The sequence below is a fragment of the Erwinia sp. LJJL01 genome, from assembly GCF_047300805.2.
Taxonomy (GTDB): domain Bacteria; phylum Pseudomonadota; class Gammaproteobacteria; order Enterobacterales; family Enterobacteriaceae; genus Erwinia; species Erwinia aphidicola.
Map to the genome: position 1 here is coordinate 3,579,009 of NZ_CP178576.1, position 22,767 is coordinate 3,601,775.

Here is a 22,767-nt window from a genome sequence, read left to right on the forward strand (position 1 = left end):
TATTTTAGTGAATCACGGAGTCTAGCTTACACGTGTACGCCGAACAAGTCCGATCAGCTACGGTTAAACAAGTTTAGCCAGCGCAGCGGCCATGGACGATGGCGCATATCCTGCTGGTTAAATTGGGCAATACGTTCCTGAATGGTGCCAAGCAGGCAGGGGCCTTGCTCTTTATCCCATTCAACGCCGGTGAGTAACGGCAGCGCTTCTTCCACGCTGGAGACAGCCCACAGGTGGAATTTGCCGTCACGCACGGCATCGACCACTTCCTGCTGTAACGACAGATGACGGACGTTAGCGGCCGGGATGATGACCCCCTGAGTGCCGCTCAGCGTGCGCTGGTTACAGATGTGGAAGAAGCCCTCAATTTTTTCGTTCAGTCCACCCACCGGCTGCACGCGACCAAACTGATCGACAGATCCGGTCACCGCCAGCTGCTGGTTAATCGGCTGAGAAGCCAGGGAGCTAATCAGCGCGCACAGCTCCGCCAGCGAGGCGCTGTCACCATCCACTTCAGAGTAAGACTGCTCAAAGACCAGCGAGGCGGAGAAGGGCAGCTGCTGTTCCAGCTCCAGCTCAGCAATCAGCCAGGCCTGCATGATCATCATGCCCTTAGCATGAATATTGCCGCCCAGTTCGGCTTTACGCTCAACGTCATTGAACTCACCGTCACCAATGTGCACCACGCAGCTGATACGCGACGGCTCACCAAAGGCGCGTGGATGCCCCGGGAATTCAATCACCGACAGGGCGTTAATCTGGCCAATCATTTCGCCTTCGGTCTCGATCAGGATCTGATCGAGCAGGATTTCGTCACGAATACGTTCAGCCAGGAAACCTTCACGCCATTCGCGCGTGCTGAGCGCATCCTGCATATTTTCGGCGCTGACGCTGAGGTTATCACTGTACTGAACGGCATCCTGCAGCTGACGGCTCAGCCACATTGGGTCAAGAGGCAGCGTGTCCTGATCGCCGGTATAGCGGGCCGCTTCACGGATCAGCACTGGCCAGAAATCAGCCGCCGGCGCGTCATAACCCAGATTCTGAGCAATATTCAGCACCCACTGCATCCAGTGGCTGAAGTCTTCATCATCAACCAGCTGGATATTGTCCTCAAACTCGCTGTAGAGCGACAGGGAAGCCAGGTCGGGTTCCATCTCCTGGAAGTCAGCCAGCGCATCACGCTCACCAATCAGTACCAGACGGAACTGCATTGGCATCGCAAGGATATCGAGCGGCAGAGGGCGGGTTTCATCCTGGGAGTACCAGTCAAAGCGCTGATTCACCATAATTTGCTTGAGGCGCAGCCACATCAGCGGCTGAGCCAGCAAGGTTCGCAAGGAGAGGATCAGTACGCCACCGTTGGCACGATGTACCAGGCCTGGGGTCAGAGTGATGGCAGATTGATGCAGACGTACGCAGCCAAAAAGCTGTTCCGTTTCAATCCACTCAGCCTGATGTACGCCGCCCACGCTGGCGAAGTTATCCTCTGCCCTTTCGGCCGGGCGCCAGCTGACGGAGTTCCCACTTAGCGTATAGTGGCCACCGTAAAGGGCAGATTCATCGCCATCGTCAGCCGCCATTGAGGTAAGGATATCCTGCAACAGCGTGAGGTATTCAGCGCTTTCAGGACTTTTGACCAGCATCAGCGGCACTTTTGCCGGGGTTTGCAGCAATAAGCTGAGGCCATTAAACAGGCGAGCCTGTACGGTAGCAAAGCACTCTGCGTCGGCAGCAACTGCCTGCGAGAGGAGATGCTGGAAGCGTTCGGTATCGGGCTGTAGGGCGCGCCACTCTAATCGATTGTTGGTCAAAGTTATCGTATTTTTCTGAAATGAATAAAAGCGGCATTATACAAGATTTCAGCCTGTTAAGCACCGTAGACATGCGCCTGAAACCAGGGCGATCTCACATTCCCCCCGCTGGTCCTGTTTTCTTTACAGCCTGATCAAAAAAAGCTGTTATTCTTAACCCGTTATGTGGTCAGCATGAGATTCCGATGAAATATCAACAACTGGAAAATCTGGAAAGCGGTTGGAAGTGGAAGTATCTGGTCAAAAAACACCGCGAAGGTGAATCGATCACGCGCTATATCGAATTAAGCGCCGCGCAGGCAGCCGTGGATGAACTGCTGGTCATGGAAAACCGGCCGGTTGAAGTGTTGCAGTGGATTAGCCTGCATATTAATCCGACGCTCGAAAACCGCATGAAACAGACGATTCGCGCCCGACGCAAACGTCATTTCAACGCCGAGCATCAACACACGCGTAAAAAATCTATCGATCTGGAGTATCTGGTGTGGCAGCGCCTGGCGGGTCTGGCACAGCGCCGTAATAGCACACTATCGGAAACGATTGTGCAGCTGATTGAAGATGCGGAAAGAAAAGAGCAGTACGCCAGCCAGATGTCGTCGCTCAAGCAGGATCTGAAAGCCATTCTGGGCAAGCCGGAATAAGCGCGATTCTGTTAGCTCTGCCGGAAAAGAGACCGGCAATAAAAAACCCCGCCGAGGCGGGGTTTTTTTATGACTGATGGACTTAAGCCTGTGGCTGAGTCACAACGTCTTTGATGCCTTTAACTTCGATTTCTACGCGACGGTCTGGCGCCAGGCAGTCGATCAGGGCATTACGGCCTTTCACGCTGTCACAGGTGCTGCCGGTGACTGGGTTAGATTTACCCTCGCCACGTGCAGAGATCTTGTTAGCAGGGATGCCTTTAGAAACGAGGTAGTCAACAACAGACTGTGCACGCTTCTCAGACAGCTTCTGGTTGTACTGCTCTGAACCGATACGGTCAGTGTAGCCCAGAACAACAACAGAACCATCTTTAGGATCCAGATTGCTCAGCTGGGTGTACAGCTGATCCAGAGCCTGCTGGCCTTCTGGCTTCAGGGTGTTTTTGTTGAAGTTGAACAGCACGTCAGACTTCAGAGTGAAACGCTTGGTTTCAACAACTGGAGCTGGAGCTGGTGCTGGAGCAACAACTGGAGCTGCTGCTTCATCCTGACCGAAGCGGTATGAAACGCCAACGCTCAGCATGGAGTTATCAGGACGCGCACCAACGGTACCTGCGTCACCGATGTTGTTAACCCACTGGTAGTCCAGACGGGTTGCCCAGTTTTTGGTCACTGCGTATTCAACACCAACCGCGGCCAGTGGAGAAACACCGGTGTCGTGGTCGCTGATGCGATCGCCGCCAACAACCTGCTGAGTGGAGTCAGCACGCCATACCATGCCACCCAGACGGGTGTACACGTCCAGATCGTCCATTACTGGGTAGCTTAATTTAGCTGCCAGCTGAACGCCCTGTGCTTTGAATGCGCCGTTAACCTGGTCGCCTTTGTTAGGCATACGGCCTAACCAGTCATAACCCAGCTCGAAGCCCAGGTATGGGTTCGCCTGATAACCCATGAATGCACCAGCACCAAGCTGGCTTTCATGAGATGGGCCGTCGTTATCTTGGTAACCGTTACCGTAGTAACCTTTGTCATGGTACTGAGACCAGCCCAGTTTAGCACCGGTGTACCAGGTGTCATCTTTAGGGGCGGCCTGCGCTACGGTAGCGAAGCCAGCCAGTGCCACTGCAATTGCGATAGCTGTCTTTTTCATTTTTGCGCCTCGTTATCATCCAAATAGGCAATGAGCTTTAAGTTAGCTCTTTGGTTTAATCCTTCGCCGGGTTGTGTAGCTCGATTATGACTCTTCCAAAAAAAGGAGGTTATTGAGCACCCTGGCGAGCTAAAGTCTACAACGTACCAGCAAACTTACAAGTATGATGTGACGGTGCTCAGCAAAAAAACAGGGTTTCATACACATTTTTTAACATTTGAGGGTGAATTCTTTGCTGAAAAAAGGGTCTGTGAACGCAGCTAAACCATTGTCTAGCCGCGTCATAACATAATCAGCGGGTTAAAGCGGGGCAGGGAAAGAAAAAACCTGAGAAAAATCTCAATTTTACTTAATGATACAAACTAGAGTGAATTTTTATTCCATTTAACGGTCTGGATGGAAGATAAGAGGTCTCTTCCGGGCGCATAATCAGTCCGAGAGCTTGTCCAGAATCCGCTGCTTGCTGCAAACGTAGACGATCCGTTTCTGATACTTCCTCTTCCAGCCAGCCCAAAACCACGCTGTAATTTCCCGTGCTCAACGCTTTGATCATCGCTTCAACGGTGGTGATGGTGGTGGAGTGAGGGGACTGCATCACTTTATCCAGCGGTAACCCGGAGCGCTGAAGCCAGTCGCGGCTCAGTTTTTGCTGCGGCGTGAGCCACAGCTGCCAGCGCGACTGCGTACCTAACTGTTGCAACAACGGCAGCAGCAGTCGCTGAGTCATACCAGGTTGATTCTCACTGTAAGTCAGTTCGCTGATCAGACCATTACCGCAGGCAGCTGCGGATGAAGGAACGTGCAGGGCACGAGTAACAGATTGAGATTTCAGGGAATGAGTACGCATGGTGTCTTCGCTCACAGGTGACTGTATGGATATACAGTATATCCACAGTGAGCAAAGATCAACCTTAATCTTGCGTGTGCAACAGCGCTTGTCATGATGGAAGTAGCCATCACCCGCATGAGCAAACGCCGTAACCCGTACGAACTGTTTACCCGCGCCAATCCCGCAGAGAAAAGATCTTCCCCGCCCGCCTCACTCTGCGCCTGAACATACACAGGCTGCAGAATACTACTGCGCTAATTTATCTGCTGACATGTTATTAAATTCAGCTGCAAGCTGCGGGGTTTAATAAAGCGAAATTATTATTCTGCCTGTTAACGCCTGGCTTGGCCGGTTAGGTAAAAATAAATTTTATTGACACTCTGTTCCTGGATATCAAAAGTTAGTGGGATTGAGTTAATTGATAATAATTTAATGTTATTGTGCTGCGATCAATAACTGACATGGTGATTTTTATGGAAAGGCTCCTCGCGGCGTTCATCCGGCATCTCCGCCGTGTCTGCTATAGAAACATGGGTATTCAGCAGCTTGTGATGCATAACATCGGCACTGGCCGTTTTGAAATCCCCTCCCTGTGCGATGGCGGTAGCGGAAACCAGCAGGAAAAAACCGGCTACTAAAGGCGCGCTTATTTTCATCTGTTATTCTCCAAACTTTCTCGGAACTTATTCTGGCGCTACTTTGCCTGCTCTTTTGTCATGATTTGTCATAGTAGATTAAATCTTATCCCTGAGCTGTTTGGAATCTATTCGGCTGTTACGGGTGCAGGGCGGCGCAGGCGTGTTTCTACTGCAATACTCCACCACGGGAAACAGCAGGAAATAGTTATGCGAAAATTAAGAGGGTAATTTCTGCTGCCACGCCTTGATCCGGTTTTTTTTAACCATCGGCTAATCCCTAAAGCCGGGGGCGATTCTGAAAGCGCGTCGCCCAGCACGGCCATCCCTTGCCGCGTGCCGAGGCCCGCAGGGAGCGTCTTTTGCCGTTCCGGCGTGCTCAGGCTGAGCTCAGACCGGTTTGCGGACGTTTAGCGATAGAAGTCATTTGTGGGGATACCTCAGGGATTGCCTCCCCGCAGCAAATCGACCTCTCCTGGTTTTTTATTTTTTCGTTACGTCTCGCAAATCCTTTAGGTAAAACGTGGGAACTGAATTTATTCATTGAACACGTAATTGAGATTGAATACTTTCTAATGCGTTGATTTAAGGACGATAGTTAGAAAAATCTTAAATGTACAGGGAGAGATCATGACTAGCTCAAAACGTAAAATTGAAGAGGCAAAACAGCGTCTGCAGCTGCTGGGGGAAGTTGAATCGCGCACTCAGTTTGGCGGATATTGCCTGACGGTGGAGAAAACCGTTTTTGCGGTCGTCGCTGACGGCGAGCTTTATCTGCGAGCCTGTGAGCAAGTGCGGCCCTATATTGTCGAACGCAAAATGGAGCCGCTAAACCTGAAAAAGCGCGGCGTGCCGGTGGCCCTTCACTATTATCGCGTTGACAGTGATTTATGGTCAGACAGCGATCAGCTGGTGGCGCTTTCCCGCCTTTGCCTGCTGGGGGCCAGGACGCAGCAGTTAGAAAAGCAGAAAAAGCGGCGGCTTAAGGACCTGCCCAATTTGGGGGTTCGAATGGAGATGCTGCTGCACCAGGTGGGAATTAACAACATCGAGACGCTAAAACAGAAGGGCGCGAAGCGGAGCTGGCTGCTGCTACGGACCTGCAACAGCAACCTCGGTTTAACCGTGCTCTACGCGTTGCAGGGGGCGATTGTTGGTCGCCATTACGAAGCTCTGCCGCAGGAGATGAAAGAAGAGCTGCGCATGTGGTTCCATCGCAATGCGCAGCGGGAAGCGAAAAGAGCGCGCGAACGCAACCAGGGGTTACGTTAGCCGCGCTGCGCGATCTGTTTTTTCAGCCGGGCAATTTCTGGTAAAAGAGCCACCAGCAGGCCAACCTGCTGAAGAACCAGTGGCTCTTTCGTTGTCGTATCGGCTTCACTATGCTGAATGCGCTGCGCCAGACTATCCATCATCCGCTGAGCCTTATCCTCTTCCACAACCTCAATGTGCAGCACATCATCGACGTAACAGACGGCGTCATCCATCAGCTGCAGCATCTCGTCACTCTCCAGCTTTTCACGGTGCGCACCGAGCGCTGATATATAGCTGAGGAAAGAGTGATTCAGGCAGAGCAGGCGAAAAGCCGCTTCACGCAGCGTGCGGTCGGCTTTGTTTTCGACCGAAAGATTAGACACCACCGAAGCCAGCTCCGCATCACCATTGTGGGCATCACGACGGGCAACGCGATACTCCAGCCGATTGTCCTTGCCCTGATGGTACTGCACGAGAATCGCATCCAGATATCGGCAGTTGGCGTTCAGGGTGCGCTCTGCCACGGCAGGAAGCCGCCGGAAGCGCCAGTCAGGCCAGATAAATGCCACGGCCAGCCAGGCAATGCCACAGCCAATCAGGGTATCGACAATACGCGGGATCGCCACTTCAAACCCTTCACCCAGCAGATTGAAACAGAGCAGAACCAGCAGGGTGATAAACATCGTGGCGTGGGCGTACTGCACGTTGCGGAAGGCAAAGAATAGCACGCCGGTGACCACCATCAGAATCAGCTGCCCCTCAACTGACGGTACCAGCCACAGCAGCGGCAGCCCCAGAACAATGCCCGCAAGGGTGCCGATAATGCGCAGCGCGAGGCGGCGGCGGGTAGCGTTGTAATTGGGCTGGCAGACAAACAGGCTGGTCAGCAAAATCCAGTAGCCGTGTTGTAAACCGGTCAGCTGGATAAAGGCATACCCGGTACACAGCAGCAGGGACAGGCGCACCGCGTGACGAAAAAGCGGAGACTCCGGGCTCATATGGCGGCTAAGCCGCAGGCGGATATCGCTCCAGCCGGTCAGCCCCTCACTGGAGAGCGTCTGGTCATGCTGTGGCCCGCTCTCTGCCAGCGCCTGTTCCGATTCAATGGTCGCCAGCTGCGCATCAATTGCCTTCAGGTTATTCAGCAGATAGTGCATTGCTTTCACCTCTGCGCTGGCGGGCTGCTGTATCTCCAGGCGCTGCAGCGCGCTGTTGAGATTGGTAAACACTCGCTCAAAGTGGGCAGCGTGCAGATACTTTTCCCGCAGCAGAATCGCACTGGAAAGTGTCTGACAGGCCTGCGCCTGCAGCGTCAGCAGGCGCTGGAAGCGAAACAGAATATCGCTGGAGCCCCAGGCTTTGCGCAGAGCGTGATACTGCACGTGTGACGAACTGGCCCGCTCGTGAATATCCTGAGCGACAAAATAGTAGTGCAGGGTGCGCCGGGTGCCGCGCTGGCCACGGTCGCCGCGCAGACGTGACTGTATAGAGGCCTTTGCCTGATTCAGCAGCGTCACCAGTTGGCTGTTGGCCATGGCAACGCCGACCAGCGTCTGGCGATCGTCGTCTTCAATATCCGGGTCGAACAGGTTCGCCTTGGCTTCAAGATAGCGCGCCAGCTGGGCATAGCAGCGCGATATACTCTCCTGCAGCGGGCGGATGGGGAACAGCAGATGCCCGGCCAGCGTCAGCAGGTTATACCAAACAGCCCCCAGCAGCAGCAGGGCAGGCTGCAGATACCACTGGGCAAACAGGTTGATCCCCAGCATGGTATAGATGGCGATCAGCAGTGCACCGAAGGCGATGGTGGCATAGCGTGGCCCCAGTGCGCCCAGCAGGATAAAGCCCCAGCTAGATACTGCCAGCCCGACGATAAACAGCCATGGATGAGGAAACAGCAGCTCAACGGAAACCGAGGCGATACAGAAACAGATCAGCGTGATCAGCAGGTTGCGCAGGCGTCCGCTCAGGCGATCGTCGAGGTCAGCGAGTGCGGCGGCGACCACGCCCAGCGTCAGCGGAATCGTCCAGGCGATCTGATGCAGCCACCAGGGAACGGCCGCCGTTCCCGCCAGTGCCAGCGTGATGCGGATATTGTAGAGCCAGCTGCTGTTAAAAGCCTGACGCCGCAGGCTACTGAACAGGGATCTCTTCATCGAAGCGGTTATTGAAAGCGTGCGCGCGCATTGGCTTCACGCGCGGCCTGAGCGACTTCCACTGAGACCACCCGGCGCCCGACCGGCCACAGGGCAATGGCGGCAATTTTGAAGTTGGCAATACCGACCGGAATGCCGATCAGCGTAATGCACTGGGCGATACCGATGCAGATATGTGAGATACACAGCCACCAGCCGAAAAAGACCAACCAGACCACGTTCAGCAGCGTTCCACCGGTATTCAGCAGCGCATTCTTACCGCCCGGGTTTAACTCATCAACGTGCATCGCCTCGTTGCCAAAAGGCACCAGCGACAGTTTGGTGATCTCCCAACATGAGCGGGTCAACGGCAGCGTGAAGATGAAAATAATGCTGACCAGCGTCGCGACCAGCCAGGCGAGGGTAGTAAAGAAACCTCCCAGCACAAAATTCAGGATATTTAATACGGTGCGCATAAACGGGTTTCCCTCTTGCGATAGCAATCATCAATGGACAATTCCTTGATTGTAACGCGTTTTAGCGCTGGAGCGGTACAGCACGGACAGTTAAACTGTCAGATGTAGAAAATAACCGCAGCCAGGGTCACCGGAATGGAACTGAAAGCAACATCGCTGGGCAAACATCTGGCACAACATCCTTATAATCGCGTGCGGCTGCTGAGCGCAGGCGTTGAGGTCAGCGGTGAAAAGCATGAATACCTGATCCCGTTTAACCAGCTACTGTCGATCAAATGCAAACGCGGCCTGGTATGGGGCGAGCTGGAATTCACGCTGCCGGATAACAAAGTGGTGCGCCTGCACGGTACGGAATGGAGTGAAACCCAGCGCTTTTATCACTATCTCAATCAGGCCTGGCAGCAGTGGAGCAGCGAAATGAGCGAGGTCTGCGCCGAGGTGCTTAGCGCGCAGGAACAGCAGATCCGTCAGGCAGAACAGCAGGACAAATGGCTGAAGCGCAGCGATATCGCCGCGTGGCAGCAGGCGATTCACAAAGCTTTTGCGGCGGTGCCTCTGCCCGTTGAGCGGCTTGACGAGTTTGATAACTGCCGGGAAGCGTATCGCTACTGTCGCCAGTGGCTGAGCGATAACGATGGGCAGCGCGTGCAGCGTAATAATCAGTGGACCGAGCGTATGCTGGTGCAGCATGCTGATTTTTTCAACCAGGTGGAAACCTCTCCGCTCAACCCTTCGCAGGCCCGCTCCGTGGTCAATGGCGAAGAGGCAGTGCTGGTACTGGCGGGGGCCGGCAGCGGTAAAACCTCCGTGCTGGTGGCTCGGGCCGGCTGGCTGATGATGCGTAAGCAGGCCAGCGCGGGTCAAATCCTGCTGCTGGCGTTTGGCCGCAAGGCCGCCGAGGAGATGAACGACCGCATTCGCGCCCGTCTGCACAGCGAAGAGATTCAGGCGCGCACCTTCCATTCGCTGGCGCTGAATATTATCCAGCAGGGCAGCAACAAAGCGCCGACCATCAGCAAACTGGAAACCGATAATGCCACGCGGCAGTCGCTGTTAATTGACGTCTGGCGTCAGCAGTGCAGCGAGAAAAAAGCCCATGCCAACGGCTGGCGGCAATGGCTGACCGAAGAGCTGGAGTGGGAGCTGGAAGAGGGCAGTTTCTGGCAGGATGACCGCCTGGCGAAACGGCTGGCAAGCCGCCTTGAACGCTGGCTGGGGCTGATGCGCATGCACGGCGGGGCGCAGGCGGCGATGATCGACAGTGCCCCGGAAGAGGTGCGGGAGCTGTTCAGCAAGCGGGTGAAATTAATGGCGCCGCTGATGAAGGCGTGGAAAAGCGCGTTAAAAGAGGAAGGGGCGGTCGATTTCGCCGGGCTGATCCATCAGGCGGTCAATATTCTCGATAAAGGGCGTTTTATCAGCCCGTGGAAGCATATTCTGGTCGACGAATTCCAGGATATCTCCCCCCAGCGAGCGGCACTGCTGGCAGCCCTGCGCCGGCAGAATAAGCAGACCACGCTATTTGCCGTCGGGGATGACTGGCAGGCAATTTATCGTTTCAGCGGGGCGGAGATGACCCTGACCACCGCCTTCCACCACCACTTCGGCGAAGGCGACCGCTGCGTGCTGGATACCACCTACCGCTTTAATGAGCGCATCGGTGAAATCGCCAATGGCTTTATCCAGAGCAACCCGCACCAGCTGAAGAAACCGCTCAACAGCCTGAGCAAAGGCAATAAAAAAGCCGTCTCGCTGCTGCCGCAAACGCAGCTGGAAGCGCTGCTGAACAAAATGAGCGGCTATGCCAAAGCGGATGAGCGCATTCTGGTGCTGGCGCGTTATCACTATTTGCGCCCGGAAGAGCTGGAAAAAGCGCGCACCCGCTGGCCGAAACTCAACATCGATTTTATGACTATTCACGCCAGCAAAGGTCAGCAGGCAGATTATGTCATTCTGCTGGGGCTGGAAGAAGGTAAAGAGGGCTTCCCGGCCGCGGCCAGAGAATCAGTCATGGAAGACGCGCTGCTGCCCGCTGAGGAAGACTTTCCCGATGCGGAGGAGCGCAGGCTGGCCTATGTGGCGATGACACGGGCAAAACAGCAGGTCTGGCTGCTGTACGATCGGGAAAATCCGTCGGTGTTTGTGGCTGAGCTGAGCCGTCAGGGCGTGCCGTTACTGCGCAAGCCCTGACCAAATAGCCGCGCCGGAGCTATTTCAGGCGCTGCTGCAGATAACGTTCGTAATCCGGGATCAGGATCTCCACCGGCTGGGCGAAAAGCGGCGAGTGGATAATAAAATCAGCAGTAGCACGGTTAGTGGCGACCGGGATATTCCACACGGTTGCCAGGCGCAGCAGCGCTTTCACATCAGGATCGTGCGGCACCGCATTGAGCGGGTCCCAGAAGAAGATCAGTACATCAATCTTCCCTTCAGAAATCAGCGCCCCGACCTGCTGGTCGCCGCCCATCGGGCCGCTCAGCATCGCCGTGACCGGCAGGCCGGTCGCGCGCTGCACCAGATTGCCGGTGGTTCCGGTGGCGTACAGCGTATGGTGCTGCAGCTGCTCTTTATGGGTTTCCACCCACTGCATCAGGGAATTTTTACAGTGGTCATGAGCCACCAGCGCAATATGTTTTTGCGGCTGGATAGTACGGGTTGTCTGATCCATTCAGGTATCCTGGTCGGGTGGGACGGGCAAAATCGGGTCAACAGAGGGCTGAGTGTAGCGCTGAGAATAATCTGCGATCAACTGGTATGCAGGGCTTTCATCAGCAGCACAAAGCGCTGGCGGGTGGCGGAGTCAACCTGCTGATACCACAGGCGTAGCATGCGCTCGGCCGGATGCTGGCTGAAAGCGATCTCCGGCATTTGCCCGGTTGCCATGGCAGTCCGGCGCAGCGGCTGGGCAAAGCGCGGAACCGAGGCAATTTTGTCATCGAGGTTATACAGCACCATCGCCTGTTCTAAATCACCCTGCGCCTCACTCTGCAGGCGATCGCGCTTGCTCGCGACCTCGGCGCCATGCTCATCGAGCAGGACAAAGCGCGGGCTTTTATCAAAGTGCCTGCCGTCGCGCAGCGTCTGCAGGGCGGGAAGGGTGATAGTGACCGACTGCGCCTGAGTGGTGAAAGTGACGATTTGAGGAGCAGAAACCCAGTGGGTTGCCATAGGCGTTTGATTTTCCAGCGTGCGCTCAATGCGGAACAGCAGCTGATGTTCCCCGCGCTCCAGTTCCAGGCCATCCGCGCCCTTCAGTAGCGAGCCGGAAATCTTATGTCCATCCAGTACCAGCAGATCAATATCCGGCGATAACTTCAGCGTGGTCGCCTGCACATGGGCAGCGAACAGCACTGTTATCAGTCCGATGATGACCCCGCGTAGCTTCATTGTTTCTCCGGCATGGTGAGTGATGGCTGGTCGTTGAATGTATCAAAGTCTTTCAGTATGACAGTATAGTAACATTTTAACATACTTATTCGTGCTATAAATCATGAAACGCAGCAGATGCTATTTTCCATGCGCTGACCAGGCCACAATTAGCGGCAGGCAGGTTAACCAGGTTAAGGGAGGCAACAATGAGTGATGAGACGATTGCACAAGTGCTGAAAACCACCAGAACCATTGCGCTGGTCGGGGCCAGTGACGATCCCTCGCGCCCCAGCTATGGCGTGATGGGCTATTTACTGGCGCAAGGTTATCAGGTTACGCCGGTCAGCCCGAAGCTGGCAGGGCAGACGCTGCAGGGGCAAAAGGTGTATGCCACGCTGGCAGATATTCCGCATCCGGTGGATATGGTCGATGTGTTTCGCAATGCACAGGCAGCATGGGGCGTGGCGCAGGAGGCGATAGCCATCGGTGCGAAGTCACTGTGGTTGCAGATTGGCGTTATCAACGAGCAGGCGGCCGTGCTGGCGAAAGAGGCGGGTTTGCAGGTGGTAATGGATCGCTGCCCGAAAATAGAGATCCCGCGCCTCGGCCTGACGAAGCAGGCATAAAAAACCCCGCGCCAGCGGGGTTTTATCAGTTTCTCAGGCGGGGAGCGGTCAACTGCTGGCGGATGGATGCCGCAAGCTCGTCCAGCGAGGCGTTATCCGGGTGTTCACCGGGCAGTTCCCACGACAGCTGCGCTTCAGCCAGATAGGTTTGCACCGTCTGGCCATCATCATCTTCCATCACCACGTGATACCAGGGGGCTGAACGCATAGCATCGCTATCCACGACGTCATCAATGGCGGGTTCTTCCAGTGAATATTCCGGGTCGACATCCACCACTACACCGAGAAAACCGAGCAGCTGATGGCGTACCTGTTGTCCGATACCAAATTTGCTGGCAATCATTATTACCTCCTGAGAAATATTGCTCTTACCTGAAATGGGGGCGCGAGCAACGTTTTCAAGTCACAATACGCGGCAGGCAAAACCTTTCAAATACATCCCTTCAGGATAGCTGGTAATCACCGGGTGATCGGCGGCCTGGCGGAATTGCTCAATAAACTGCACGTCACGCCCCGCATCCACGGCAGCATCCGCGATAAGCTTCTGGAACAGATCGGTGGACATCAGGCCGGAGCAGGAGAAGGTCATCAGCATCCCGTTAGGGTTAAGCAGCTGCATGGCCAGCATATTGATATCTTTGTAGCCACGGCACGCGCCCATCAGCTGATTTTTATTCTCAACGAATTTTGGCGGGTCCATGATGATCAGATCAAACTTCTCGCCTTCATCACGGTAGCGACGCAGCAGCTTGAACACGTCATCGCGCAGGAACTGGGCCTTAGAGAGGTCCAGGCCGTTCAGCTCAACGTTCTGACGCGCCACGTCCAGCGCCGCCTGCGACGTATCTACGCTGATCGCTTCAGCGCAGTTACCCATCAGTGCGGACACGGCAAAGCCCCCGGTATATGAGAAGCAGTTCAGCACGCGGCGGCCTTCGGCATAGCGGCGCGTGGCCAGGCGGCTGTCGCGCTGGTCAAGGTAGTAACCGGTTTTGTGCCCGGTCTGGATATCGACCAGCAGCTTCATGCCGTGTTCAGTAATCGGCAGCAGTTCCGGTGGCATCTCCCCCAGCACTAAGCCCTGGGTCAGCTCCAGACCCTCTTTCTTGCGCACGCTGACGTCGGATCGGTCATAAATGGCGCAGCCCGGATAGCAGGTCTGCAGCGCAGCGATCAGCGCGGCACGCTGATACTCTGCACCGGCGGACAGTAGCTGCAGCACGAGGAAGTTGCCGAAGCGGTCGATGGTCACCCCTGGCAACCCATCAGACTCACCGGCGATAATACGGTAGCTGTCGAGATTATCACGCTGTGCCAGCCAGTCGCGCAGCTGCTGAGCGGCTTTCAGGCGGCGCACGAAGAAGTCGATATCAATCGATTCATCCTGCTGCCAGCTCCAGACGCGGGCGCGGATCTGTGATTCAGGCGACCAGGCGGCGCGCGCCAGCCATTTACCGCTGCTGTCGCAGACATCAATCGTTTCACCGGAGGAGGCTTTGCCCTCCATCCGGGCAACCGCGCCAGAGAAAACCCATGGATGGCGGCGAAGTAAGGACTTTTCACGTCCCTTGGCAAGAATTAATCGTACGGTCATGTTTTGCTATGCTTACTTTCAGAGAATCAGGCGATATTGTCCGGTGCCGACCGTCAAAAAGCAATCGGTGATAGGTAGAGGAGGAGAAATGGCAACGATCTGTGTGCGCGTATGGGTTCATGGCAGGGTGCAGGGGGTAGGATTTCGCTACAGCACCCAGCGCGAAGCGAAGCAGCACGGGCTGAGCGGCTATGCTAAAAACCTGGATGACGGCAGTGTGGAGGTGCTGGCGTGCGGTGAACAGTCTGGAGTGGAAGCCCTGTTGGCCTGGTTGAAAGCCGGAGGACCACGCAGCGCCAGGGTGGATAAGGTGCTGACTGAACCTCACCACCCCACGCATTTTCCGCAGGGTTTCAGCACCGCTTAGCTTTACAGGCACTTAGCCGGTTTGGGTAAACCGGCAATTTTGGTGGCCTGCTTTGCCGGACCTTTCGGGAACAGGCGGAAGAGATAACGGCTGTTGCCTTTCTCCTCGCCGTACTTCTGCGCCATCGCTTTTACCAGCATGCGCACCGCCGGGGAGGTATTAAACTCCAGATAAAATGCCCGCACGAAGCGCACCACTTCCCAGTGGGCCTCGCTCAGTTCGATGGACTCTTCTGCCGCCAGCGCCAGCGCCAGCGTCTCATTCCAGTCCGCAACTGATTTCAGATAGCCCTGCGCATCGCGCTCAATCTCTTTACCTTCAAACTGCACTCTCTTGCCCCACGCTATTTAACCGGCGCCCAGTTTAGCAAACTTTTAGCGGCAAAAAAAAAGCCCCGCGCTGCGGGGCTTGATGCCAACCGGTCGCGGCTTAGTTATTACGCGACATGCCGAGCAGGCTCAGCAGGCTGACGAAGATGTTATACAGCGACACATACAGGCTCACGGTGGCGCGAATATAGTTGGTTTCGCCGCCGTGAATGATGTTGCTGGTCTCCCACAGGATCGCGCCGGCAGAGAACAGAACAAACAGCACGCTGATCGCCAGGTGCAGAGCAGGGATGTTGAGGAACAGGTTGGCGACAACAGCCACCAGCAGCACCACAAAGCCGGCCATCATCATGCCGGAAAGGAATGACATATCCTTGCGCGTGGTCAGCACATAGGCAGAACAGCAGAAGAACACCAGCGCGGTGCCGCCCAGTGCCAGGCCGATCACATCGCCCATACCGGCAGACAGGAAGCTGTTAAGAATCGGGCCAAGGCTATAACCGAGGAAGCCAGTGAAGGCAAACGCCGCCAGGATGCCGGCCGGGCTGTTAGCCAGACGGTAGGTCAGGAACATCAGGCCGTAAAAACCGACCAGCATCAGGATCAGTCCCGGTGCCGGTAGGGCATATACGGTGCTCAGCGTGGCGGTGAGCGCGGAAAATGCCAGCGTCAGGCCGAGCAGGAAATAGGTGTTGCGCAGAACTTTGTGCGTGCTGAGCAGCGAGCTTTCACGTGTGCTTGAAACGATGCGATCCATAAAACACCTCTTCTGGGTCACTAAAAAATAGCGATGGTAATATAGCAGCGAGAATAAGGAGCACAGCGCAGCGGGGAAAGGCGTTTTACCCTTCTTTACGCGCTAAAACGCTGATTCCGTGAGCAGGCTGGTGATAAATTCAACAAACAGCTGTCGATTGACGTTTTTTCACGCGATTGAAACAAAAGCCACTTTACAAGCTCTACGGGGATGTTTATAGTGCGCCCCATTGTGGAAGCGTGGCCGAGTGGCTGAAGGCACCGGTCTTGAAAACCGGCGACGGGAAACCGTTCTAGAGTTCGAATCTCTACGCTTCCACCACCAAATTCAAACGGGTTAGCGAAAGCTAGCCCGTTTTGCTATGCGCGCAATAAACAGACCGACCCACGCCTCTCTCTGCTGCTTTCTTATCCATTTTGCTACGCGTTGCTGGTTTTTCCGGCAAACGAACACAAATGCTCACAAAATCAACAAAGTAGATAAAAATAGTCTTGGCAAATGCGCAAACACCCCCTATACTGCGCCCCATCAGTTAGCGAGACACGTCTCAACAGCTGGTACGTGTGGAAGCGTGGCCGAGTGGCTGAAGGCACCGGTCTTGAAAACCGGCGACGGGAAACCGTTCTAGAGTTCGAATCTCTACGCTTCCACCATCAAATTCAGAACCCCGGGCTTAACAGTCCGGGGTTTTTTGTTTTAGCGCATTCCCGCCAGGCCGTGCTCCACGGTGGCCAGATAGATACAGAAGTAATCTTTGACCATCTCGATAAACGCCGGTGACAGCGTCAGGTCATTGGCACCCTCTTCGATCTTCAGCATGCCAATATCTTCAGCGGCCTGCAGGCAGCGGCGAATATGTGAACGGGAAACGCCGCAGCAGAATGCCGATTTCAGAATATTGAACTTGATGGTCAGGCTCTGCTGCTTAATGGTTTCCAGATAAAGATTAAACATCATCATGTGACCGCCGTCGCGGCTGAGAAATTCAGCGCTGCCCGGCACCATATCGTGGATAAACAAACGGTTAAGCGTGATTTCCGCGTAGGTGCGGAAAAACTCAGGCACGAAATTTTTGTGCTGCTGATAAAATTCAAGGTCAAAAGAGTCGGTCAGCATCGCGCAGGGGATAATCATGGTGTTGATCATACTCTGCGTTTCAGTCAGCGCTTTCGGCGTCGGCTTATAATTCAGTTTGCGCTTATCTTCACTGTCGCGATAAACCTCCAGTCTTCCGCCAACCCGCAGAAAAAGCAGGAATGAATCCAGAGAGTTACTGCTGAAAAGATCGTTACTGATACAAAAGCGTTTTACATCTTTAAAGGTGCTGCTTTTACGAATGTAGTAGATGCCGAGTATTGCCGATCCGACAATAAATCGATTCGCTTTAAATAGCGTTTTGAAGTAAAGCGGATTAGTTAAGTACAGCTTAAGTAAAAGCTCATAATGACACTGGATCGCGTCATTGAGTTCCCCTCGTGCTTTGTACTCTTCAGCTTTGCATTTTAGCTTTTTTTCTAATTCTGGCTTCTTTTTGCTTATAAAAGGCATATATCACTTTCTTAGTTATATTATCTTCCGTGGTGTAAGAATTATCTTATTTTGCTATTTCGACTCTGTCAACCGAAGCGGGGTTTTTTTACTTATTTTAACATGACTAAGTGTTAATAGTAGCCGTAAAACATTTGTATTACATGCACTTAAGTTGCGTAAGATCTTTCTTAATTGCAAATATTTCTGGCTGGGTAATCTTAAGCCTTCGTAACATATTGTTTTTGATCTGATTTAAATTAACAACAAAAATGGACAGTGACTTGGGTAGTGGACTGATTAGTATTGCCTCGCTTTTAAAGGAATACCGGGGATGAGGTGGTCGATTATTGTAATTAATAACCGACGGCACTTTCATGACGAGGCTCATTCTTTCAGTTAAATATCAGTCAAGGACAATTAAATGGAAATCAAAAAAATCACCGCTGTTGCACTGTTCGCTTTGGCCACTACTGGCGTCGCTCATGCAGCCGATCAGGGCAACGGTAAAGTCACCTTTTACGGTTCAATCGTCAATGCTCCCTGCTCAATCGCACCAGGTGTGGACGATCAAAAAATTCCATTGGGTCAGGTCTCTAATTCGGACCTGGCGAACGGTGGCGAGCAGAAAGCCGTCGACTTCACCATCGATCTACAGAACTGTGACGATGCAACTAAGCACACGGTAACCGCGACCTTCACCGGTATGGCGGGCGTTGATGGCCGTCTCGGTATTACCGGGGAAGCGAAAGGCGCCAGTATTTTACTGCGCGACGGCAGCGGTAAGAAAATCGAGCTGGGCACGCCAACCACCGCGCAGACGTTAAACGGTAACGCGAACACGCTGCAGTTTACCGCCGCCCTGAAGGGTGATGGCACCAAAGATGCGCCAGTTGAGATTGGCACCGGTGCATTTACAGCAGTTACTAACTTTACACTGGCCTATCAGTAATTCACCTCCGCCAGATAAATAACAGAGCGCCTGCAATAGCAGGCGCTATTTATCGCCCGTTGAGCATCAACCAGTGACGATTTGTGGGACCATGGGAAAAATGACCTTTACAATCAAATCGCCAGCATTCCTGGTTATTTCCATTTTTCTGGCGCTAAGTTCAACTTTGAATAGGGTTCATGCTGAAGATATTCAGTTTAACACCGATCTTTTAGACGTCGACGATCGTAATAATATTGACGTCACTAATTTTGCGCGCAAAGGCTACATTATGCCTGGCCGCTATACCCTTAATGTCCGGCTGAACGGTGACGCACTGGGCGACCGCAGCGTGGATTTTTACACCCCCAAAGAGCATCCCGATGAGAGCCTTCCCTGCCTGACACCGCAGCTGGTGGATGAACTGGGTCTGAAATCGGCGGCGACCGATGCCCTTAAATGGTGGCACGGCGGCGAATGTCTGGCAACCAGCAGCCTGGCAGGAACGCTGGTGCGCGGCGAGCTGGCTAACTCGACGCTGTCGATCAGTATGCCGCAGGAGTTTTTGCAGTATCAGTCCGCCAACTGGGACCCGCCCTCGCGCTGGGATAACGGCATTCCCGGGCTGCTGTTTGACTACAACCTCAATACCCAGGCGCGCTTTAACGCCCACTCCGGCGACCAGCGCAGCCTGAGCGGCTCCGGTGTCGCGGGTGCCAATGCCGGCCCCTGGCGTCTGCGTGCTGACTGGCAGGGGCGGCGCGACAGCCAGCGTGGTGAAACGCGCAGCAGCTTTGACTGGACGCGCTATTACGCCTACCGCGCGCTGCCGCAGCTGGGGGCCAAGCTGACGCTGGGCGAGGATTATCTGGTCTCCGATATTTTTGACAGCTTTCGCTTTGCTGGCGCCAGCGTGGTCACCGACAGCAATATGCTGCCGCCCAACCTGCGCGGTTATGCACCGGAAGTGACGGGCGTCGCCCGTACCAATGCCCGCGTGGTGGTGATGCATCAGGGCCGCGTGCTTTATCAGTCCCAGGTCGCTGCCGGGCCATTTCGCATTCAGGATATTGATGATTCAGTGATTGGCGAACTGGATGTGCGGGTGGAGGAAGAAGACGGCACGGTGCAGACCTTCACGCTCAATACCGCCACGGTGCCTTATCTGACGCGCCCGGGACAGGTACGCTACAAAATGGCGCTGGGCCGACCGGTAAACTGGCAGCACGCGGCCAACGGACCGGAATTTGCCAGCGCGGAGTTCTCGTGGGGAGTCAACAACGGCTGGTCGCTGTACGGCGGCGCAATTGGCAGCGATAAATATCAGGCGCTGGCCGGCGGTATCGGTCGCGATCTGCTGGCATTTGGCGCGATGTCGTTTGACGTCACGCACTCAATGGCGCAGCTGGCGACGGGGGAGTCGCGCGCGGGAAATTCCTATCGCCTGAGCTACTCAAAGCGTTTTGATGATTACGGCAGCCAGGTGACCTTTGCCGGTTATCGCTTCTCTGAAAGCCAGTTTATGACCATGGACGAGTTCCTGGATGCGCAATCGCAGCGGGACCGCACCAGCAACAGCCGCGAGATGTATATGGTAACGCTGGCACAGGATATCCGCCCGCTGGCCGCCAGCGTGCAGCTGAGCTATAACCGGCAAACCTGGTGGGACAAGCCCGATACGGAACGTTTTAGCCTGGCCATGTCACGCTATTTTGATCTGATGGAGTGGCGCAATCTCAGCCTTTCGCTCTCCGCCTGGCGCAACCGGGATAATCAGAGCAGTGACAAAGGGCTCTATTTATCGCTCTCGCTACCTTTTGGCGACAATAAGACCATCAGCTACAGCGGTTCAACCGGGCGTGATAACAACACTCAGCAGGTCAATTATTATCAGCGGCTGAATAATAGCGACAGCTATAGCCTGAGCGCCGGCAGCAGTAATAACAGTGCTGCGATGGCGGGATATTACATTCATGAAGGTAATGCCGGCCAGATGACCGCCAGTGCCAATATTCAGCCGGGTAATTATCAGGCGTTTGGCGCCACGATGAAAGGGGGCATAAGTGCCACAACTGAGGGCATGGCGCTACACCGCCAGAATAGTCCTGGCGGCACGCGCTTATTACTGGATACCGACGGCGTGGCGGATATTCCGGTGAAATCAACTTCAGGCACGGCCCGTAGTAATCGCTTTGGCAAAATGGTGATATCCGATGTCAGCAGTTATTACCGCAACCAGGTAGGCATTGATATTAACCGATTACCTGAAAATGCCGAAGTCACCTCCTCAATGGTGCGGGTAACCCTGACCGAGGGGGCCATCGGCTACCGGCACTTTTCCGTGCTGGCAGGGCAGAAGGCTATGGCGGTTATCCGCCTGGCTGATGGGAGCTTCCCGCCTTTTGGTGCCCAGGTATTTAACGCGCGCCAGCAGGAAGTGGGGCTGGTCGCTGATGGTGGCAGTGTGTACCTCAGCGGGCTGCAGTCCGGGCAACAGATGTCAGTGCACTGGGATGGAAAAACGCAGTGCACGCTGACGCTACCGCAGCTGGATTCAGCATCGCTGGCGAACCTGCTGCTGCCTTGCTTCAAAGCCGTAGCAAAAAACACCGAACTTTCGCAGGCTGCAAAATAAAGGAACAGTAAATGAAATCATTAATCAAGCCGGCTGCGCTAAAAACCATCGCGGCCACCACTCTGTTTATCTCCTCATTCTCATGGGGCGCTATCGCACTGGACCGTACGCGCATTATTATGGATGCCGATAATCCCTCCGTCAGCCTGACTGTCACCAATGAGAGCCAGCGTTTACCCTATCTGGCACAGGGGTGGCTGGAAAACGAGCATGGAGAGAAAATAACCACGCCCTTAACTGTCTTGCCACCGGTTCAGCGCATTGAGCCGGGCGAAAAAAGCCAGGTTAAAATCCAGTCGCTTCCCAGCGCTAATTTACTGGCGCAGGATAAAGAGACACTTTTTTATTTCAATCTGCGCGAGATCCCACCGCGCGCCGATAAGCCGAATACTTTGCAAGTGGCGCTGCAAACCAAAATAAAGCTGTTTTACCGCCCGGCATCGCTGCAGCTGTCACCAGGTGCCTATGCCAATCCGGTACAGCTGCAGGTCAGACTGACGCGCGTTGGCGATGATTACCGTATTGAAAACCCGACGGGATACTACATCACCTTCGTCGGAGCCAGCCGCCATGAGGGGGAAGAGTCGGTCCGCGGGTTTGCGCCGCTGATGGTCGGCCCGCGGCAGAATGTGATGCTGGGCGGCAGCGCGGCAGCGCTGGGAGATGCCCCGGTGCTGCAGTACGTTAATGATTTTGGCGGACGCGTCGCGCTGCACTTCCGTTGTCAGGCGGGCAGCTGCAGGGCGGTGGCTAAATCATGAGGCGGGCACTGGTTCTGCTGCTGGTGCTGCTGCTGCCGCTGCACGCGCTGGCATTTGAGTGTATCGACAAGCGCGATGGCAAACCGTTTGATGCGGTGGGGCAGCGCAATATTGACGTCACCGTCAATCTGTCACCAGAGATTATTATTGGCGACGTGGTGGTGTTTGACCTCTCGGACACTTTCACCTGCCGCAATACTAACCCCAGAGTCTATGTCGACTATATGCGCCTTAACTCGGGGACCTATCAAACTTCGCTGGATGAGTCATTCAGCAGCGGACTGGAGGTTAACGGCACCCGCTATCTTAATCCGATCAACTCGCCGATTACCGTATTCGAGCTGCGCGACGGCAACTGGCACGATCTGCAGGTAAAAGCCTTTTACCAGTTAAAGAACAGCCCGGGGCGCGGCGTGTTTATCAAGGCCGGGACGGTGGTCGCCAGCATGCAGATGTACAAATGGAGTGCGCCAGCGGGCGGGGTGTTTACCGCCAACTGGCGCATTCTTGCCGCCAACGATGCCTATTACACCGCCGGCACCTGCGAGATCAACAACAGCCAGGACATTAATATCGATTTTGGCTTTGTCGCCCGCAATCAGCTGACGCAAAGCGCCAGTCTCAGTCCGTTCAGGCAGCAGGTGAATATTCCCTATCGGTGTAAAGACACCAGTAACTGGGCGGTGAAGCTGACGCTGTCGGCGGATGCCAGCAGCTTCTCCTCGCAGGCAATCAAAACCACCAACCCCGATTTGGGGGTAGAGCTGTACCACGACGGCCAGCTGATCAAGCCTTTCGACAGCATCAACAGCCGTATCGTAAACGGTATCGGCAGCGACGATTTCACCTTTGCTCTGGTGAGGTCGGGCAATGCTCAGGTGGCGACCGGCGAGTTTAACGCCACCGCGATATTAGTGATGAGCCTGCAGTAGGG

General features: G+C 54.7%; 22 protein-coding genes and 2 tRNA genes. 11 read left to right on the forward strand and 13 right to left on the reverse strand.

From position 1 onward, the window contains the following. Positions 1–53: 53 nt before the first annotated feature. A complete protein-coding gene (locus tag ACLI4M_RS17695) occupies positions 54–1,814 on the reverse strand; it encodes an AAA family ATPase (protein ID WP_133624011.1) in 1,761 nt (586 codons plus the stop codon). 185 nt (positions 1,815–1,999) lie between these two features. Here ACLI4M_RS17695 and matP point away from each other — a divergent pair, with 185 nt between their 5' ends. Next, positions 2,000–2,455: a macrodomain Ter protein MatP gene (gene matP, locus ACLI4M_RS17700; protein WP_048916496.1), complete on the forward strand. Its 456-nt coding sequence runs from the start codon at positions 2,000–2,002 to the stop codon at positions 2,453–2,455. 82 nt (positions 2,456–2,537) lie between these two features. On the opposite strand, the gene ompA is transcribed toward matP, so the two are convergent. The 3 genes from ompA to ACLI4M_RS17715 all read right to left on the reverse strand — a co-directional run bounded on the left by ompA (position 2,538) and on the right by ACLI4M_RS17715 (position 5,093). Beyond that, the gene (ompA, locus tag ACLI4M_RS17705; protein ID WP_048916495.1) at positions 2,538–3,608 is read right to left on the reverse strand and encodes a porin OmpA; all 1,071 of its coding nucleotides are present in this window, start codon (positions 3,606–3,608) and stop codon (positions 2,538–2,540) included. 349 nt (positions 3,609–3,957) lie between these two features. Then, on the reverse strand, positions 3,958–4,455 hold the full coding sequence (gene sulA / locus ACLI4M_RS17710) for an SOS-induced cell division inhibitor SulA (RefSeq protein ID WP_133624010.1): 498 nt from the start codon (positions 4,453–4,455) through the stop codon (positions 3,958–3,960). A 431-nt stretch (positions 4,456–4,886) separates the two neighbouring features. Beyond that, positions 4,887–5,093 (reverse strand): hypothetical protein, encoded by a 207-nt coding sequence (locus ACLI4M_RS17715; RefSeq protein ID WP_224750355.1) that lies wholly within the window; start codon positions 5,091–5,093, stop codon positions 4,887–4,889. A gap of 609 nt (positions 5,094–5,702) precedes the next feature. Here ACLI4M_RS17715 and ACLI4M_RS17720 point away from each other — a divergent pair. Then, positions 5,703–6,344: a TfoX/Sxy family DNA transformation protein gene (locus ACLI4M_RS17720; RefSeq protein WP_048916490.1), complete on the forward strand. Its 642-nt coding sequence runs from the start codon at positions 5,703–5,705 to the stop codon at positions 6,342–6,344. Here the strand turns inward: ACLI4M_RS17720 and yccS are convergent. Beyond that, positions 6,341–8,482, reverse strand: a complete 2,142-nt coding sequence (gene yccS, locus ACLI4M_RS17725; RefSeq protein WP_133624009.1) for a YccS family putative transporter — start codon at positions 8,480–8,482, stop codon at positions 6,341–6,343. The genes ACLI4M_RS17720 and yccS overlap by 4 nt on opposite strands. 8 nt (positions 8,483–8,490) lie before the next feature. Further along, positions 8,491–8,937 carry a YccF domain-containing protein gene (locus tag ACLI4M_RS17730; RefSeq protein WP_048916488.1) on the reverse strand — a complete coding sequence of 149 codons (447 nt, stop codon included), beginning with the start codon at positions 8,935–8,937 and terminating at the stop codon, positions 8,491–8,493. Between the two features lie 135 nt (positions 8,938–9,072). Between ACLI4M_RS17730 and helD the strand changes: the two genes are divergently transcribed. Then, positions 9,073–11,127: a DNA helicase IV gene (helD, locus tag ACLI4M_RS17735; protein WP_133624008.1), complete on the forward strand. Its 2,055-nt coding sequence runs from the start codon at positions 9,073–9,075 to the stop codon at positions 11,125–11,127. A 19-nt stretch (positions 11,128–11,146) separates the two neighbouring features. Here helD and ACLI4M_RS17740 read toward each other — a convergent pair whose 3' ends face one another. Both ACLI4M_RS17740 and ACLI4M_RS17745 read right to left on the reverse strand, forming a co-directional pair. Further along, positions 11,147–11,605: a methylglyoxal synthase gene (locus ACLI4M_RS17740; protein WP_133624007.1), complete on the reverse strand. Its 459-nt coding sequence runs from the start codon at positions 11,603–11,605 to the stop codon at positions 11,147–11,149. Between the two features lie 77 nt (positions 11,606–11,682). Then, positions 11,683–12,324 carry a DUF2057 family protein gene (locus ACLI4M_RS17745; RefSeq protein ID WP_133624006.1) on the reverse strand — a complete coding sequence of 214 codons (642 nt, stop codon included), beginning with the start codon at positions 12,322–12,324 and terminating at the stop codon, positions 11,683–11,685. Positions 12,325–12,512: 188 nt separating this feature from the next. Between ACLI4M_RS17745 and ACLI4M_RS17750 the strand changes: the two genes are divergently transcribed. Beyond that, positions 12,513–12,932, forward strand: a complete 420-nt coding sequence (locus tag ACLI4M_RS17750) for a CoA-binding protein (protein ID WP_133624005.1) — start codon at positions 12,513–12,515, stop codon at positions 12,930–12,932. A gap of 25 nt (positions 12,933–12,957) precedes the next feature. Here the strand turns inward: ACLI4M_RS17750 and hspQ are convergent, their stop codons facing one another. Together hspQ and rlmI are read right to left on the reverse strand one after the other, a co-directional pair. After that, positions 12,958–13,275, reverse strand: a complete 318-nt coding sequence (gene hspQ / locus ACLI4M_RS17755) for a heat shock protein HspQ (RefSeq protein WP_133624004.1) — start codon at positions 13,273–13,275, stop codon at positions 12,958–12,960. 60 nt (positions 13,276–13,335) lie between these two features. Next, the gene (rlmI, locus tag ACLI4M_RS17760) at positions 13,336–14,526 is read right to left on the reverse strand and encodes a 23S rRNA (cytosine(1962)-C(5))-methyltransferase RlmI (protein WP_133624003.1); all 1,191 of its coding nucleotides are present in this window, start codon (positions 14,524–14,526) and stop codon (positions 13,336–13,338) included. 88 nt (positions 14,527–14,614) lie between these two features. On the opposite strand from rlmI, the gene yccX reads away from it, so the two are divergent. Then, positions 14,615–14,893: an acylphosphatase gene (gene yccX / locus ACLI4M_RS17765; RefSeq protein WP_048916481.1), complete on the forward strand. Its 279-nt coding sequence runs from the start codon at positions 14,615–14,617 to the stop codon at positions 14,891–14,893. 2 nt (positions 14,894–14,895) lie between these two features. Here yccX and tusE read toward each other — a convergent pair whose 3' ends face one another. Both tusE and yccA read right to left on the reverse strand, forming a co-directional pair. Next, positions 14,896–15,222: a sulfurtransferase TusE gene (gene tusE / locus ACLI4M_RS17770; RefSeq protein ID WP_048916480.1), complete on the reverse strand. Its 327-nt coding sequence runs from the start codon at positions 15,220–15,222 to the stop codon at positions 14,896–14,898. A gap of 100 nt (positions 15,223–15,322) precedes the next feature. After that, the gene (gene yccA, locus ACLI4M_RS17775; RefSeq protein WP_048916479.1) at positions 15,323–15,979 is read right to left on the reverse strand and encodes an FtsH protease modulator YccA; all 657 of its coding nucleotides are present in this window, start codon (positions 15,977–15,979) and stop codon (positions 15,323–15,325) included. A gap of 233 nt (positions 15,980–16,212) precedes the next feature. Here yccA and ACLI4M_RS17780 point away from each other — a divergent pair. After that, positions 16,213–16,300, forward strand: a tRNA-Ser gene (locus tag ACLI4M_RS17780). A gap of 244 nt (positions 16,301–16,544) precedes the next feature. After that, positions 16,545–16,632: transfer RNA gene (locus tag ACLI4M_RS17785), tRNA-Ser, on the forward strand. 43 nt (positions 16,633–16,675) lie between these two features. Here the strand turns inward: ACLI4M_RS17785 and ACLI4M_RS17790 are convergent. Further along, entirely contained in the window at positions 16,676–17,527 is an 852-nt protein-coding gene (locus ACLI4M_RS17790) for a hypothetical protein (protein WP_133624002.1), read from the reverse strand. 403 nt (positions 17,528–17,930) lie between these two features. On the opposite strand from ACLI4M_RS17790, the gene ACLI4M_RS17795 reads away from it, so the two are divergent. The 4 genes from ACLI4M_RS17795 to ACLI4M_RS17810 all read left to right on the forward strand — a co-directional run bounded on the left by ACLI4M_RS17795 (position 17,931) and on the right by ACLI4M_RS17810 (position 22,765). Next, positions 17,931–18,458 (forward strand): fimbrial protein, encoded by a 528-nt coding sequence (locus ACLI4M_RS17795; protein WP_048916477.1) that lies wholly within the window; start codon positions 17,931–17,933, stop codon positions 18,456–18,458. A gap of 100 nt (positions 18,459–18,558) precedes the next feature. Next, the gene (locus ACLI4M_RS17800; protein ID WP_301292154.1) at positions 18,559–21,072 is read left to right on the forward strand and encodes an outer membrane usher protein; all 2,514 of its coding nucleotides are present in this window, start codon (positions 18,559–18,561) and stop codon (positions 21,070–21,072) included. A gap of 11 nt (positions 21,073–21,083) precedes the next feature. Then, the gene (locus ACLI4M_RS17805) at positions 21,084–21,833 is read left to right on the forward strand and encodes a fimbria/pilus periplasmic chaperone (RefSeq protein ID WP_048916475.1); all 750 of its coding nucleotides are present in this window, start codon (positions 21,084–21,086) and stop codon (positions 21,831–21,833) included. Further along, entirely contained in the window at positions 21,830–22,765 is a 936-nt protein-coding gene (locus ACLI4M_RS17810; RefSeq protein ID WP_133624000.1) for a fimbrial protein, read from the forward strand. Before ACLI4M_RS17805 ends, ACLI4M_RS17810 begins: the two co-directional genes overlap by 4 nt. Positions 22,766–22,767: the final 2 nt, after the last annotated feature.